The 14,376-nt window shown below is 58.4% G+C and carries 16 protein-coding genes and 1 pseudogene; 5 read left to right on the top strand and 12 right to left on the bottom strand.

All coding sequences use genetic code 11. The features are described 5' to 3' along the window. Nucleotides 1-4 precede the first annotated feature (4 nt). The 4 genes from M8009_RS10745 (at nt 5) to M8009_RS10760 (ending at nt 2,975) form a co-directional block, all read left to right on the top strand. Nucleotides 5-1,162, top strand: coding sequence for an MFS transporter (locus M8009_RS10745; RefSeq protein WP_250060879.1), 1,158 nt, complete (start codon nt 5-7; stop codon nt 1,160-1,162). Between the two features lie 140 nt (nt 1,163-1,302). Then, a complete protein-coding gene (locus M8009_RS10750) occupies nt 1,303-1,599 on the top strand; it encodes a metalloregulator ArsR/SmtB family transcription factor (protein WP_250061184.1) in 297 nt (98 codons plus the stop codon). A gap of 116 nt (nt 1,600-1,715) precedes the next feature. Continuing rightward, nucleotides 1,716-2,657 (top strand): DnaJ C-terminal domain-containing protein, encoded by a 942-nt coding sequence (locus M8009_RS10755; protein WP_250060880.1) that lies wholly within the window; start codon nt 1,716-1,718, stop codon nt 2,655-2,657. A 3-nt stretch (nt 2,658-2,660) separates the two neighbouring features. Continuing rightward, the gene (locus tag M8009_RS10760; protein ID WP_250060882.1) at nt 2,661-2,975 is read left to right on the top strand and encodes a chaperone modulator CbpM; all 315 of its coding nucleotides are present in this window, start codon (nt 2,661-2,663) and stop codon (nt 2,973-2,975) included. Here the strand turns inward: M8009_RS10760 and M8009_RS10765 are convergent. From M8009_RS10765 to M8009_RS10785, 5 genes are all read right to left on the bottom strand, one after another. Next, entirely contained in the window at nt 2,972-3,871 is a 900-nt protein-coding gene (locus M8009_RS10765) for a cation diffusion facilitator family transporter (RefSeq protein ID WP_250060884.1), read from the bottom strand. The genes M8009_RS10760 and M8009_RS10765 overlap by 4 nt on opposite strands. A gap of 18 nt (nt 3,872-3,889) precedes the next feature. Further along, the gene (locus M8009_RS10770; protein ID WP_250060886.1) at nt 3,890-4,978 is read right to left on the bottom strand and encodes an FAD-binding oxidoreductase; all 1,089 of its coding nucleotides are present in this window, start codon (nt 4,976-4,978) and stop codon (nt 3,890-3,892) included. Nucleotides 4,979-5,005: 27 nt separating this feature from the next. Further along, nucleotides 5,006-5,425 (bottom strand): OsmC family protein, encoded by a 420-nt coding sequence (locus M8009_RS10775; RefSeq protein ID WP_250060887.1) that lies wholly within the window; start codon nt 5,423-5,425, stop codon nt 5,006-5,008. A gap of 62 nt (nt 5,426-5,487) precedes the next feature. Then, nucleotides 5,488-6,300 (bottom strand): class II glutamine amidotransferase, encoded by an 813-nt coding sequence (locus M8009_RS10780; RefSeq protein ID WP_250060889.1) that lies wholly within the window; start codon nt 6,298-6,300, stop codon nt 5,488-5,490. A gap of 189 nt (nt 6,301-6,489) precedes the next feature. Beyond that, nucleotides 6,490-6,651: a hypothetical protein gene (locus M8009_RS10785; RefSeq protein ID WP_250060892.1), complete on the bottom strand. Its 162-nt coding sequence runs from the start codon at nt 6,649-6,651 to the stop codon at nt 6,490-6,492. A gap of 540 nt (nt 6,652-7,191) precedes the next feature. Between M8009_RS10785 and M8009_RS10790 the strand changes: the two genes are divergently transcribed. Continuing rightward, the gene (locus M8009_RS10790; RefSeq protein WP_250060893.1) at nt 7,192-8,328 is read left to right on the top strand and encodes a histone deacetylase family protein; all 1,137 of its coding nucleotides are present in this window, start codon (nt 7,192-7,194) and stop codon (nt 8,326-8,328) included. A gap of 362 nt (nt 8,329-8,690) precedes the next feature. Here M8009_RS10790 and M8009_RS10795 read toward each other — a convergent pair. The 7 genes and pseudogenes from M8009_RS10795 to M8009_RS10820 form a co-directional block, all read right to left on the bottom strand. After that, nucleotides 8,691-10,370 (bottom strand): annotated as a pseudogene (locus tag M8009_RS10795) (IS1634 family transposase). A 371-nt stretch (nt 10,371-10,741) separates the two neighbouring features. Continuing rightward, a complete protein-coding gene (locus M8009_RS19100; RefSeq protein ID WP_284047791.1) occupies nt 10,742-10,870 on the bottom strand; it encodes a hypothetical protein in 129 nt (42 codons plus the stop codon). A gap of 62 nt (nt 10,871-10,932) precedes the next feature. Continuing rightward, entirely contained in the window at nt 10,933-11,616 is a 684-nt protein-coding gene (locus M8009_RS10800) for a VIT1/CCC1 transporter family protein (RefSeq protein WP_250060896.1), read from the bottom strand. Nucleotides 11,617-11,742: 126 nt separating this feature from the next. Beyond that, on the bottom strand, nt 11,743-12,483 hold the full coding sequence (locus M8009_RS10805) for a sulfite exporter TauE/SafE family protein (RefSeq protein WP_250060897.1): 741 nt from the start codon (nt 12,481-12,483) through the stop codon (nt 11,743-11,745). Nucleotides 12,484-12,529: 46 nt separating this feature from the next. Continuing rightward, nucleotides 12,530-12,925 carry a rhodanese-like domain-containing protein gene (locus M8009_RS10810; protein WP_250060899.1) on the bottom strand — a complete coding sequence of 132 codons (396 nt, stop codon included), beginning with the start codon at nt 12,923-12,925 and terminating at the stop codon, nt 12,530-12,532. A 78-nt stretch (nt 12,926-13,003) separates the two neighbouring features. Continuing rightward, nucleotides 13,004-13,381, bottom strand: a complete 378-nt coding sequence (locus M8009_RS10815; RefSeq protein ID WP_250060901.1) for a cupin domain-containing protein — start codon at nt 13,379-13,381, stop codon at nt 13,004-13,006. 92 nt (nt 13,382-13,473) lie between these two features. Continuing rightward, nucleotides 13,474-14,247 (bottom strand): hypothetical protein, encoded by a 774-nt coding sequence (locus tag M8009_RS10820; RefSeq protein ID WP_250060903.1) that lies wholly within the window; start codon nt 14,245-14,247, stop codon nt 13,474-13,476. Between the last annotated feature and the right edge of the window lie 129 nt (nt 14,248-14,376).

Here is a 14,376-nt window from a genome sequence, read left to right on the forward strand (position 1 = left end):
GACAGTGAGCGGCAGGCATCCCCAACTCGGGTTGACCCTGACGCTGGGGACCTCCCAGACCCTGGCCTGGGCCTCGAGCTACTACCTGCCGGCGATCCTGGCGGTGCCCATGGCGGTTGAGCTGGGCGTCTCGAGCGTCTGGGTGTTTGGTGCCTTCTCGTTGGCCCTGGTGATCTCGGCGGCCCTGGGGCCCTTCGTGGGGCGCTGCATCGACCGGCGGGGCGGGCGCGACATGCTGGTGGCCTCCAACCTGGTACTGGCCGCGGGGCTGGGGCTGATGGCCCTGGCCCAGGGCATGCCGAGCCTGCTGCTGGCTTGGGTGATCACCGGTATCGGCATGGCGATGGGGCTCTACGATGCGGCCTTTGCCACCCTGGGACGCCTATTGGGGCGCCAGGCCCGGGCCTCGATTACCGGCGTCACCCTGATCGCCGGATTCGCCAGCACCATCGGCTGGCCGCTCACCACCTGGCTCGACGCCGAGCTGGGCTGGCGCGCTACCTGCCTGGTATGGGCGGGGCTGCATCTGGTGCTGGGCCTGCCGCTCAACTGGCGCCTGCCGCAGGCGGGCTCGCTGGAGGCGCTGGAGAGAGATCAGGGTGACACGCCGCCACCGCCCGCCAGGCCCCGCCTGGCCATGGGGCTGCTGGCCTTCGTGTTCGCGGCCGGCTGGTTCGTCTCCACGGCCATGGCGGCTCACCTGCCGAGGCTGCTGCAGGAGACGGGCGCTTCCCTGACGGCCGCAGTGGCGGCGGCCGCCCTGGTGGGCCCGGCCCAGGTGGCGGCACGCCTGGGCGAGTTCGCCCTGTTGCGTCACCTGCATCCGCTGGTCTCGGCGCGTCTGGCAACGATCCTGCACCCCCTGGGTGCCGGCCTGCTGACGCTGGTCGGTCTTCCGGCGGCGGGCTTTGCGATACTTCACGGGGCCGGCAACGGCATGCTGACCATCGCCTCCGGCACGCTGCCACTGACGCTTTTCGGGCCACGGGGATTCGGGCGTCGTCAGGGGCTGATCATCGCCCCGGCCAGGATCCTGCAGGCCGGTTCACCCCTGTTGTTCGGCCTGCTGCTCGAGGCCTTCGGCGGCGCGGCGCTGTGGCTCACCTCGGGATTGATGCTGGCCGCCTTCCTGGCCCTGCTGGCGATTCGTCGGCCGGCCTGACGTCCTGCGACGCCTGGCCGCTGTCGACAGGCGGTGCTATGGCGTAGCATATAGATTGGTTCTTATCATGAAGGATTTCTGCCTTGATATCGCTTGACCCTGCTCGACTGTTCAAGTGCCTGGGCGACGAGACTCGCCTGATGCTGACGCTGCTGATATGTCGCGAAGGTGAGCTGTGCGTCTGCGAGATGACCCATGCGCTGGAGGAGTCCCAGCCCAAGGTGTCGCGCCACCTGGCGCAGCTGCGTAACTGCGGCCTGCTCAGCGACCGGCGTGATAGCCAGTGGGTCTATTATCGCCTCTCCGATGCGGTGCCGGACTGGGTCGGTGAGGTGCTGCGGGTGGCCGAACAGGGTGAGGACGAGCGCCTGGCCCTGTTGCAGAATCGCCTCGCCGGCATGGGCAACCGCCCCGACCGTCGCCTGGCGATGTGTTGAGCATTTACCTCGGCCATTTTCGACTAGCCTTGAAGCAAACTGCTGGATGCTTTCAGGAGCGGCACTCGTGTCATCGCGCTTCTGGAGCGTCATCGCCTCTGCCGGAGCCTTCATAAGTGGAATTCAAGGATTACTACCAGGTGCTCGGGGTGGAGAAGAGCGCGACCACCGAGGAGATCAAGAAGGCCTACCGCAAGCTGGCGCGGAAGTTTCATCCCGACGTCAGCAAAGAGGCCGAAGCCGAACAGCGCATGCAGGAGATCAACGAGGCCAAGGCGGTGCTGTCCGATCCCGAGAAGCGCCTCGCCTATGACCAGCTGGCCCAGCAGTATCGGTCGGGCCAGGATTTCCAGCCGCCGCCGGACTGGGATGCGGGCTTCGAGTTCAGCGGTCGTGGTTTCGAGGAAGCCGACCTCGGCGAGTTCAGTGACTTCTTCGCCAACCTCTTCGGCCAGGCCGGCAGGGCAGCAGGAGGGAGACGCGGCTACCAGCGGCGTGGCGAGGATCGTCATGCGAAGGTCGTCATCGACCTCGAGGATGCCTACCGCGGCGCGACCCGGGGGATCACCCTGCAAGTGCCCCAGGTCGACGCACAAGGGCGCGTGGTCTCCCGGGAGCACACCCTCAACGTGCGCATACCCAAGGGCATCAAGGCAGGCCAGCATATCCGCCTGACGGGGCAGGGCGGCCCCGGTGTCGGTGGTGGCCAGGCGGGTGACCTCTATCTGGAGATCCACTTCACGCCCGACCCGCGTTATCGGATCGAGGAGCGGGACGTGTATCAAAGGGTGCCGGTGACACCCTGGGAGGCCGCCCTGGGAGCCAGCATCGAGACTCCGACACCCTCCGGGCCGGTGAAGCTCAAGGTACCCGCCGGGTCACAGACCGGTCGCCGCTTGCGCCTGAAGGGACGTGGTATCCCGGGGCCGGAGCCGGGGGATCTCTACGTGGAGCTCGAGGTGGTGCTGCCCCCGGCCGATACCGACAGGGCGAGGGAGCTCTATGAGACCATGGCGCAGGAGCTCGCTTTCGATCCGCGCCAACGACGGGGAGGCTAGGCCATGGCACAGCAGCGTATCGCCAGCGGCGAATTGATCGACGAAGCGACTCTGACGCTCGAGGAATTGGCCCGCGCCTGCTCGGTGGAGCCCGATTGGGTCGTCGAGCGCATCGAGAGCGGCCTGCTGGCCGATGGTTCGCCCTACGTGGCGAGCTGGCGCTTCACCAGCCGTGACCTGACTCGTGCCCGACGGCTGTGTCAGCTGGAGCGCGACTTCGAAGCGGTGCCCGAGCTTGCCGCCCTGGCGACCGACCTGATCGAGGAGAACCAGCGCCTCAGGGATCGGTTACGAGCCGCTGGGCTGCGCGACGATTAGCATCGCTCACCCATGGGGCAATGGGCTGCATAGGCCCTGGACTCCTGTTGCAGCACGCAATGGCGTATGTCGAAGCGGTCATGGAGCATCCTGGTCGCCTGCTCGAGCAACGCATCGCGGTCGAGTCCGTCATCATCGATGACCAGGTGGGCGGTGAGCGCGTTTTCTGAGGTGCTCATCGCCCAGACGTGCAGATCATGGACGTTGACCACGCCCGGAAGCGCCACAAGTGTATGGTTTACCGCTGCCATGTCGATATCGTCTGGAACCCCATCGAACAGCAGGTGCAGAGACCGGCGGAACAACGACCAGGTACCCGCCACGATTACCAGGGCAATCAACAGGCTGACGACCGGATCGATCCAGGTCCAGCCTTGCCAGAGATAGAGCCCTCCGGCTACCACGACGCCCATGGAGACCAGGGCATCGGCGGCCATGTGCAGGAAGGCGCCGCGAATGTTCAGGTCGTGCTGGCTTCCCGCGAGGAAGAGCCAGGCGGTAACGGCGTTGATGACGACGCCGATGCCAGCCACGACCATGACGGTGCCGGCCTCGATCGCTACCGGTGTCTGTAGTCGCTGGACGGCCTCCCAGCCCAGTGTGCCCATGGCCACCAGCAGGATGATGGCATTGGTGAAACTGGCCAATATCGAGCCTCGTCTCCACCCATAGGTGTGCCGGAAATTCGGCTGCAGGCGGGCGGCACCGAAGGCTGCCCAGGCCAGCAGCAGGCCCCCAACATCACTGAGGTTGTGGCCGGCGTCCGCGAGGAGCGCCAGGGAGCCGGTCTGCCAGCCATAGAAGGCCTCGACCAGCACAAACGCCACATTGAGCGTGATGCCGATGGCAAACGCCTTGCCGAAGCTGCTTGGCTCGGCCTCGTGAGAATGGGTCATGTGGCTCGCTTCCAGTGATCAGACACCAAACGAATCCATATGCACGCGCTCCCTGCTGACCCCTCGCCTGTCCAGATCGCGCGCGATCTCGCGCAACATCGCGGGAGGACCAGCAATGTAGAGGTCCCGAAGAATCGATAGGGCATTATCCTCTTCCATCGCATCCAGTACATTGCCCTCGATCCAGTCAAGGTGCTTCGACGTCGGGCCTTCGAACGAGGTCAGGTCTTCTGCCGCCAGGACGACCTTCAGGTTCGGTGCGCGCGATGCCAGCAGGTGCAAGGTGTCCAGGGCGTAGAAATCCGCGGCATGCTTCATCCCCCACACCAGGCGCATGTCACGCTCGGGCGAGAATGTGACCTGTTGCTCCAGCAGTGCCAGGACAGGGGCAAGACCGGTCCCCCCGGCGATGAACAACAACGGGGTGTCGGGTGCGGATCTCATGGTGAAGCTTCCCAGCGGGCCACGAGCCTGAAGCTGGTCGCCGACCTTCATCTCGTTGAAGGCCCAGGCCGTGAAGCGTCCACTCTCGACTCGGCGGATATGCAGCGTGATGCTGCCGTCTCCATGCGGGGCATTGGCTATCGAATAGGACCGGGAAAGATGGGAGGAGCCGGGCTGCCATAGCTCGATATACTGCCCTGCCGAAAACTCGCAGAAACACTCACCGGCCTCGACGGGGGTCAGCGTCACGCGAATCACCTCCGGTGACACAGGTTCGATACCCGAGACACTCAGGGAGACGATGCGATCAGGGTGTGGAATCGACAGCGGTGATACCAGAATATCCCGCCGGTTCAGCAAGTCATCCTCCACGGCATGGCGAACCTCCGGTAGCCCTTCCAGGGCGAGAATGGATTCGAGGGGCGGGAAGACGATGGCCTGAGCCGGGCAAGTATTGGCGCAGGTCGTACAGCCGACCATGCAGTTCAGCGGATCGATCACCACCGGCTTCTTGCGTTCGAAGTCGAAGCGGTAGACCAGCCGGCTGCAGCCCGTCACGCAAGTGCCACAACCGATGCAGGCGTCCTCGATGATGGTCGGGTTCCACTCGATGTTCTCCCTGGGAATTCCGTGCCAGGGCTTGGTGAACTGTGGATTGGGCATGATCTGGATCCTCGTGATTCATCTGACTCAGGCGCGTTTCAGCTCGCCCCTGAGCCGAGTCCCCGGAGCGACGGTGTTGTACACCGTGCCGAACTTCCGGACATTGTCGTGCAGCCGCTCGAGGCGTTGATCGCTTTCATCGGTATCGACCAGGATCTCGTAGTCGATGCTTTCCATGCAGGGTGGGGCGTCTTGGCGGACGCCATGGAGCCGGACCTCCACGCCGCGCAGCTCGAACTTCAGGATGGGGCTGACGCGTTCGATGCTCTTCAGCATGCAGCCGGCGAGGGCCGCCATCAGCAGCTCCGCCGGATTGAAGGCATCCAGCCGGCCCGCCAGGTCAGTATCCAGGGTCAGCGAGGCGGACTTGCAGCGGGCCTCGCTGCCGTGGGTATCGACGCGCTGGGCGGTGACATTGAAGGTCATTTTTGAGGGTGTGTCGTTCATGGTGGCCTCTGGTTCGGGGGGAGGAATAGCGCTCTGGCGTATGGCAGGACTGGTGTGGCGCGTCATATCTGTCGCTCGGCAACCTGCTCGCCGTCACGGATGGCGATGATGCTGCCTTGCGGCATCGGCATCCAATCCCCGTCCGTCAGGGGCACACTGGCCAGCAGGATGGCGCGTTGGGCAGCGTCGGATTCCGGCGATCGTGGCCTCTCCAGCAACTCGCTGGATGACTGCCTTGGGCAGGTCAACCGATAGAGCCCGGGAGGCTCGACTCGCCCTGTTGCTGGCTGAAGGCGCCGATCGGCATGGGCAAACAGGGTGTCCCCATCGCTGTAGAGAAAGTTGGCTGGCCCGAAGCGGCGTAACACACCGGCCATCTCGGCGACAGCCGCCAGGCGAGCGTCCAGAGGGGGAAGGTCATGCAGCGGTGCCGCCTGCTTTTCCATGAGTGAAAGCAGCCCGCAGAAGGCCAGCTCGGAGTCGGTGGTTCCCACCGGTCGATAATGTCCCTTTGTCGGCGCGGCATCGTCGAACAGGTGAGCCAGGTTGCCATTGTGGGTAAAGCCGTGGATCCTTCCGTTTAGCTCTCGGACGAACGGAGCGGTATTGGCCAGTTCGATCCCACCTTGGGTCGCATGACGAATGTAGCCCAGAGCCAGCTTGGTACGCGGCCCGCAAGCCTCCAGCCAGCGCACCATCGAGCTGGTATCCGCCGCTTCGGTGCCTCGGTAGAGGGCAAGGTCCCGGCCCTGGAAGAAGGCCAGTCCCCAGCCGTCACGATTGCGGCTTGTGCCTTCGGCATGCGAGGCCAGGGCGGTCAGGGAGGACGTCAGTCTGGCCGGGTGCCGGCATGACATGGCCAGCAATTCACACATCTCGAAAGACTCTCTGCAATGCCACGGTTGGCGTCAAGCTGTGTCGTGGGGGAGTGATGGCCGTCCATGAATCATCCGTGTCGTCACTCGTTGAGATTGACCCAGCGAATCGGCTGGTAGTCTAGATCTCCCTGAGGCGCCTGTCGGCCGGGGAGAACATCCAGAATGTGGATCTCCCGGGTCACCGTCTTACCGGCCCTGAAGCACCGCCTCCAGCGCCGGCAGCATCTGGCTTGTGCCATGCTTATAGCGCAGCGGAGTCTCGGATGTCGATGCCGCCAGGCGTTCGCTCTTCTCGTCGATCAGCATATAGTCGGCGGTGATCTCGAACAAGGAACTGATGTGCGTCATTCCTATCTCCTCTTGGGCGATCACTGCCACGCCGTCAGTCCTGCACCGGGTGGCCGCAAGGCGGATGAGTCGTCGCGGTAGGTTCGGCGGCGGCCGCGGACCGTCAGGGGGTCGACGCTGACGCCGGTCGCAAGCAGTCGGCTTGATCAGGCTCTTCGTCGTTGGGTGTGGAATTTCCCCTGAGCTGGGCCAGGATATGGCCTACAATGCGACAGGAGTTATGACATGGATAGAACTCCGATTCGAACTCTCGACCGGGCAGCGACTTCACCCTGCTGTTCGAGTAGCAGGTCCGCGCATGTGGCTACTGGAACGAGGCTAATTTCATCATCCGGGACCCAACAGGTACAGAATAAAGGACTTTTTAAATTCGTGAATCTGCTGCTGTGTCAGAACGTTGGAATAATTTAGGCGTTATGTGCGTTGACGTACCGAATTCCTGGCTCTTGTTTAATAAACTTATATAGATAAAGAGGTTTCGAACATTGTAGTTCGTGACTGCAATTGTCTGTGTGGGCGGTTCCAAATCGAAAGGTCGCTATGACAACACCCGTATTGGTTTACTACGACACGCGCATGCTCGGCCACAACCCGCACGGTTGGGACCCCGGCCATCCGGCTTGGACCGACGCTGTCAAGGCGATGATTGCGCTGCAATTTCCCGGCAGCAACCTCGAAACCTACAGTCACCCGGAGCGCCCGGATCGGCTGACGGCGATCGTCGACCGACTGATGCTTGATCCAATCGAAGGGGTGCGCTGGATGCTACCGACGGCAGCCAGCACGGCTCAGCTTAAGCAGGCTCATGACAAGACCTATGTCGCTCATATTGAGTCGTTAGAGGGTGAATCCTGCTGGCTGGCCCAGGATACCACCGCGGTATCGCCGGGCAGTGTGGATGCGGCTCATTTGGCTGCTGGCGCGGGAATCAGCGCTGTCGAGGCCATCTCGGCTGGTGAGGCCCAGAAGGCGTTTTGTATCGTGCGGCCACCAGGCCATCATGCCCATTCCGACCACGCCTCGGGCTTTTGTCTGTACAACAACCTTGCGGTGACCGCTGCCCATGCACGTGAAAACCTTGGCTATCAGCGCGTGATGGTTTGGGACTGGGATATGCACCATGGTAATGGCACGCAGGAAATCTTCTATTCCGACCCTTCCGTGCTGGTAGTTGATAGCCACTGTGCGGCGCCGTTCTATCCGGGCAGCGGCCTACTGTATGAAACGGGGGCAGGAGCGGGAGTTGGCTCTCAAATCAACTGCCCGCTGCCTCTGGGCAGCGGCAACGCGGCACTGCTGAAGGTATTCGACGAGGTAGTGAAACCGGCGGCGAAGGCATTCCAGCCAGATATTTTGCTGGTTTCCTCAGGCTTCGATTGTCATTATCTTGACATGACCTGCGCCATGGACGAGACCGGCTTTGCCATTCTTGCCCAGTGCATGAGTGAACTGGCAGATGAGTTATGCGACGGCCGTCTGGTGCTTCTGCTTGAGGGCGGCTACAACGCTCAGGCATTGACCGATAGCGTTCATGCTGTCATGAAGGTGCTGGCGGGGAACCCAGTCAATGCGTGCAATGTCCTGCCGGATGACCCTGGCTGCAAGGCTGTGGCGGATGCCGTCCAGTTTCATCAAGGGCCAATAAACCCGGCCTGCCGTGCAAAGGGGCATTCATAACATCGACACTCTCACGGCGATCTTGGAGAACCTTGCCAGAACTAATGCGCAAGGTATTAACAAGCAGAGGCTCAAGCCAAACATCCGGTATGAGTGACCTCGTCAACCCTTATTTTCAAAGCCTTGAAGGCTCATTAGCAGGTATTTCCCCTGCGAGTAAAGTGTTTATGAAAACTATCTTTGTCCTAGTGCTTGGAACGATAGCTTTTTTCTTGGCTATCACCGCTAAGGATTCGACCAGCGCGCAAATCTTTCTAGCCTCGGTGGGCGTGGCATTATATATGGTGGCGTTGACCCCCCGAGTTCGACAGATAGAAGCGTAAGCCACTGATTAGCCTGGAAACGCCTTTTCAAAATTGGCACTACAAGCGTGATGCGGCAGGTGCCGGCAGGCCAATCGCGTCGAAAAGGTCCCGCTGTTCAGACTTGAATTTGGTCAGGCCGCTCGCCGCCTCGCGACGGTGAAGCAGGACCCGGTGGAATTGGATCTTGCGGGCAATTTCCAGTGCCCGCGTCGTCGAAAGCTTGTGATCACTGGCTTTCAGTCGCATCCGCAGTACTCGGTAAAGCACCAGAGCTAGGAAGCAGATCAGTGCATGGGCGCGGATGCGATCCGGCAACCGATGGTAGACCGGCACGATCTCGATATCGCTCTTCAGCACCCGTAAGCCGTGTTCGATGTCAGCCAGAGCCCGGTAGCGCTCGACGATTTACTCTGGCTCATGATCGGTCATGTTGGTGACCAGCAGCAGCTTGCCATCCATCATCCTGGCACGATCCAGCGCCCGTTGATCGAGCAGGTAGTTGAACGTCTCGGCGGTCAAGTCGACCTTGAGAATATGCCCGAGGTGAGCGTCAGTGACGGCCTTGTAAAATCGGGCCGTCACGCCGGGATCGGAGAGCTTTCTGCCGCGATACCGCCGTCCGGCATCCTGGTTGTCCAGCTTCTCGAACCACTGGCGCGCATCGGCCTGTAGCGCCTCGATCTTCTGATCGCGCGCGGTGGTCTGCCCCTTGGCGACGTCCGGCCGGTGCGCCACGATCAACCGATGACCCTGCCAGGCCATCTCGCCGTAGGCTTCGCGCTCGGCGTCCTGGCACTGCGTCTGATGGAAGGCCTTCAGCAGGTCGTCGAACTCGCCATAACGGCGACCCGGCACAGCCAGGATGAATTCCAGGGGGCGACCCTCGATGCGCACGGCGGACAGGGCTTCCAGGTTGTCCAGGGAGAGCAGGCCCCGGTCGGCCACAAGCACGATGCGTCGCACCTTGAAGCGCTTTGTTACGATCTCGATGGTCGGCAGCAGCGTCTTGGTTTCCGCCATGTTGCCATCGAAGACCTCGTGGTGAATGGGCAGGCCTTCCGCCGTCTGCACGACGTTCAACATGAACTGTCGGCCGATGCCGCCCTCCTTCGAGGGGCCGTAATGGCGCACATCCCCTTCGAGTGATGTTCCGCCTTCAGCGCGGATCGTGGTGAGGTCGTAGAAGACGATCGACAGCTCTTGATCGATCAGCGGCTTGAGCTGCTGAGCCAGCACGTCATTGAGCGCTTCGCTGCACTCCGACAGGGTGTCCATGGTGCGCAGCAGGTGCTGATGACGGATCGAGGCCGTGTCGACATCGGGCACCAGCACATCCTCCAACCAGCGCAGCACACCGAGTTTGGATTCGGGGTCACAGAGGCGGTTGAACACCATGACCCGCAGCAGTCGCTTGGCATCGAACTGGCGCTTGGTGCGCAGCACGCGGCGGAAGGCATCATCAAAGCCGAATTCTTTCCAGAGCGAGGTCAGTAGCCAGGTGTCGCCGACGGAGCGCGCCGGGGCGAAATCGGTTTCGCCGGTACCTTCATCGAGCGTCGGCTGGCCGGAGACGCGCAGCAGGCCATTGATCAGCGCGCTGGATTCCCCGGCGGTGACAGCTTCCAGGCGACCCAGCGTCGCGATCACGCGTTGGCGCGACTTGCCGGCCTCGTCGCGGTAGGACTCGACGAGCTTCACGTAGCGACGTGGGCCGGATTTGGTGACTTTGACGAACATGTCACCACGATGGTCCGGCCACTCTATAGATGGCAAGGAACCAAGAGAAAAACGTGTCTCTACAAAAAATTCGGCCGAAATTGGCTAACTAACTGAATTCTCTGACCAAAGGTGCCGAAATCAGGCAAAAATCGGACTGGAAGTGTCCAACTCGGGGCCCCGCACAAATTCGCCAAACCGGGCATAAGTTGATCCAACAAAGCCCCAGACAATCCGGAAAATTAACAGGCCAACGACCAAAAGGCCAAAACGCTTGTGCCAGATCATCCAGTTACCATCCGGTTTCATGGTGACCACGGCGCCCACCAAGGCGAGTACCAGTAGTCAGTGAAACAAGCGCGTAGGTAGATCCCAGAGGCGGATCGTTTTTTTCATTTCATTACCTCGTCATCTCCGCCAAACCAGGTATTGACTTGTGCATAAAATGTTTGTCCCTTGCCCATGTTACCGATACAAAACACCAGAAGTTCAAGTGGCTGGTTGGCTTCCTCGGCATCCATTTATCGCTAACCGCGTATCGGCTGCGAGACTTTCTGGTTAGCAATGAGAAATCCGGGTCTGTCTAAAATAACGTTCCTACTCCAGTGGTAACTATCATCGCCAAAGAACCCCAAAATGTAACGCGTAAAGTGCCTTTTACGATATTGGCACCGCCTGTGTAGGCTGCCAGTCCGCCAAGAATCATTAAGAAAATAACAGAAAAAATAGCAACTGCAACCTGCGTATACTCAGCTGGCGAAAGCCAAACACTGAACAAAGGCAGTCCTGCACCTACTACAAACGCTAGTGCAGAGGATCCAGCTGCTGATAACGGGCTTGCACCTGCTACTTCTGTAATGCCAATTTCATCACGCATATGAGTACGGAGTGCATTTTTATCCATCAATTGCTGTGCAACTTCTTTGGCAAGTTGATCATCAAGACCACGCTCTTTGTAAATCTCTGCTAGCTCTTCAAGTTCTTCTTTAGGATTTTCTTTTAGTGCTTCTTTTTCTTGCTCAACATCTGCTTTTTGGGTGTCTGATTGGGAGCTGACGGAAACATATTCTCCTGCCGCCATCGACATAGCCCCTGCTACTAATCCTGATGATCCGGCTAAAAGTATCGCAGTCTCAGAAGAACCTGAAGCTGCAACACCAAGAATCAATGCTGCAGTAGAAACAACTCCATCATTGGCTCCCATTACAGCTGCACGCAGCCAACCGACCTTCTGACTTTTATGATGCTCATTGTGTGCTCTGTACATAGTAAAACCTTGCAATTAATTTTTTTAAACTTCGTTGGTTAATAAATGCCGATATAGAATACCAAAGGCCAAGTGGCTGATTGGCTTCCTTGGCATCCGTCTATCGCTAATCGGGTGAACGCTTTTTCACAGCAGTGTCCAGAGCATTTTCCCGGAAAGGACCAACAGAATGATGGCAATGAGTTTTTTGACCTGAACAGCATTCATGTGCAGGTGCATAATCCGCTGTCCCAGGAAGCCGCCTAAAATAGAGGCCACGGCCGCTGTGGCTAATAAAGGCCAGTCCATCTCAACAAAGCTGAGATAGGTGAAGAACCCGCCCAGCGTTGAAAAAGGTATGACAAAGCTGACGGCGTAAGCGGCTTTTTTAGTGTCGAAGCCCAACAACAGCAAAACGGCAAGAATAGGCGTTCCACCACCGACACCAACCAGCCCGGATACCAGTCCAACCGCTCCGCCGAGCACCAGCATCACCCAGGCACGGTCGTAGGCGGCTTTGGCTTCCCGTCGGGAGAAAATCAGTAATCCCGAACTGACAATCAAAAAGGCCGTCAGCACCCACTGGACGAGCTCTTCGGAAACGTACTGGCTGAGCCATGCACCAATGGGAGTTGCCACCAATACCGAAACCACCAAAGGCAAAGCGAAGCGGAAATCAACCAACCCTTTGCGCACGTTGATGGTTGAGGCGGCTATCGTCGACGCTGAATTAATGAACAGGCCGATGGTTTTGGCCAGGTTCAACGGTAATCCCATCATCGAAAATATGGGCACCAGTGCGACCGCGGAACCTACTCCGCCTGACGCAAACACCGTTGAGACGATGAAGGTCACAACGAAGTAAGTTCCGTAGTCGAATACAGTCATAAAGGTCCAGAAAATATACTTTAGTCCTCCGGAATGTGTTTATTCATTACTGCTGATCGTTTAAACGCATGATGTAGTCGCGCGCCTTATCCCCACGCAGCGCATCAGCAATGCCCAGCATGCCGTTGGTCAGGTATCGCGCGTTGAAACCTTCCAGGGTGAGATACAGCCGGGCTATCTCGGCACGGTCATAATGCGGACACATCGTGACAATGGTCTTATCCCGGTCAAGTTCACCAAGGCGGTCTGGCAGTTCATTCAATGGAATATGCTGGCCAAAACCGATACGCCAGGCGGCGTATTCCTCGGGAAATCGAATGTCCACGATCTGTGCCTTGCTGTCGGCATACAGCTCCAGTAGTTCGGGAATCTGAATTTTCATATCAACCCGCTCCTGATAATCGAAACGGCGCAAATAATCGGCAAATTGGATGCTATTCACGTTTACAAAGCCTTATATGTTAATCGTTTTAAAATTGATGTTTCGTGCGAAAGGCGGGGCTTATCGCCCTGCGCTCTTTTATTCGTCAGCATCTGCCTGCTTTTTGGTCTCGTGCTCGGTTCCGGGAGCATGCTCTGGTGGGCAGTAAGTGGTGTAAAGTTTGAGCATCGAGGTTCCGGTATTGCGGAAATTATGGAAGGTTCCGGATGGCACGATACTGACATCACCTGACTGCACAGGCACGGTGGTGTCGCCAATTCTGGCTTCGCCATTCCCTTCAACAAAATAAAGTAGTTGGTCGTGGCCTTCGTGAACTTCTCCACCGACTTCACCGCCTTCAGGAATCGCCATTAGTACCAACTGTGTGTTGTCTCCCGTCCAAAGCACCTGACGAAACTCGTTATTGTCTTTTGCCATTCTTACAATGGGCAATGTAGTTTTATTAACTTCTTTCATGATTTTTTTCTCCATTTTTTGAGTGTTTGCAGGCGAACAAGAGTACCGTTTTTCGCATTGACTGCAAAATACTTTAGCGTAAGAGTTTTTTGTCATTCAATAACAATAGTCGTTTTATCGATGCCGGTATTACCATTTTTTGGATCGTAAGCGTGAACAATTACATCGTATACTCCAGAACCACTGATAGGTATCTCACCGCTAAACAGACTGCTTTTACCCGCGTAAGACATTACCTCTTCACTAATATTTTCCCCGTTCATTGTGATAGTCATACCTACCTCGAACTGTTCCGCATCCCACAGGCCGCCTTGAGTGATCGGGCAACCACACATCATCATAACATTGGCACTGACTGAAAGGCTGTCGCCCTTCGAAGCTGATACTTTCTGGGCCGCAGCGGGTTCCAGTATATTGACAACAAGGCCCGGAAGCTCAATCACCCAGCCATCTCCCACCGAGAGGTGGCCTCCGGGAATAACCCACTGTGTCGCACTCGCCCCATGGGCAGCTTGCAACTGAGCCAGTGGACCATAAACTTCTGCTTCAATCATGCGCGGGCGGTCGAGATCCAGTGTTGTATTGAAAGAGGCAGCAGATTCGTCTGCCATAGCAGCGCGGCGACCACCTTTTTCATGCATGATTTTAGCGGTGTTACCGGTGCCACCCGCGGTTATACCCTGTGCCAGAACCTCATCAGTCTCTTTGTCGCGCAAAATTACCTGAACTCCTCCCATACTAGTTCCTACGAATTTGGCATCTTTGCTCATCACTCGAACCGTGATGTCAGTATCCTCAGCTTCGGCTAACCCCGAAACGGTAGCCAAAGCAAAGCTTGTTACCATAACAATCGTTTTTATGTTCATGACTTTCTCCTCATTACAATTTTGCGGTTGGGTAGGCCGGGCGATGACCTATACCAAGAAGACGTAAAAGGTTGAAAAAGGATGCAGGAAAAACGCTTTTTTTTTAGACGCCATGGATGGCATGGTGTC

This window comes from Halomonas gemina (assembly GCF_023554995.1).
Classification (GTDB): Bacteria; Pseudomonadota; Gammaproteobacteria; order Pseudomonadales; family Halomonadaceae; genus Halomonas; species Halomonas gemina.

What these genes read in the sequence shown, in the direction of transcription:
- M8009_RS10770 (WP_250060886.1), bottom strand. Translation starts at nt 4,978, where the DNA reads ATGCCCAATCCACAGTTCACCAAGCCCTGGCACGGAATTCCCAGGGAG.
- M8009_RS10820 (WP_250060903.1), bottom strand. Translation starts at nt 14,247, where the DNA reads ATGAACATAAAAACGATTGTTATGGTAACAAGCTTTGCTTTGGCTACC.
- M8009_RS10815 (WP_250060901.1), bottom strand. Translation starts at nt 13,381, where the DNA reads ATGAAAGAAGTTAATAAAACTACATTGCCCATTGTAAGAATGGCAAAA.
- M8009_RS10805 (WP_250060897.1), bottom strand. Translation starts at nt 12,483, where the DNA reads ATGACTGTATTCGACTACGGAACTTACTTCGTTGTGACCTTCATCGTC.
- M8009_RS10800 (WP_250060896.1), bottom strand. Translation starts at nt 11,616, where the DNA reads ATGTACAGAGCACACAATGAGCATCATAAAAGTCAGAAGGTCGGTTGG.
- M8009_RS10775 (WP_250060887.1), bottom strand. Translation starts at nt 5,425, where the DNA reads ATGAACGACACACCCTCAAAAATGACCTTCAATGTCACCGCCCAGCGC.
- M8009_RS10790 (WP_250060893.1), top strand. Translation starts at nt 7,192, where the DNA reads ATGACAACACCCGTATTGGTTTACTACGACACGCGCATGCTCGGCCAC.
- M8009_RS19100 (WP_284047791.1), bottom strand. Translation starts at nt 10,870, where the DNA reads ATGGATGCCGAGGAAGCCAACCAGCCACTTGAACTTCTGGTGTTTTGT.
- M8009_RS10760 (WP_250060882.1), top strand. Translation starts at nt 2,661, where the DNA reads ATGGCACAGCAGCGTATCGCCAGCGGCGAATTGATCGACGAAGCGACT.
- M8009_RS10785 (WP_250060892.1), bottom strand. Translation starts at nt 6,651, where the DNA reads ATGACGCACATCAGTTCCTTGTTCGAGATCACCGCCGACTATATGCTG.
- M8009_RS10750 (WP_250061184.1), top strand. Translation starts at nt 1,303, where the DNA reads ATGCTGACGCTGCTGATATGTCGCGAAGGTGAGCTGTGCGTCTGCGAG.
- M8009_RS10780 (WP_250060889.1), bottom strand. Translation starts at nt 6,300, where the DNA reads ATGTGTGAATTGCTGGCCATGTCATGCCGGCACCCGGCCAGACTGACG.
- M8009_RS10765 (WP_250060884.1), bottom strand. Translation starts at nt 3,871, where the DNA reads ATGACCCATTCTCACGAGGCCGAGCCAAGCAGCTTCGGCAAGGCGTTT.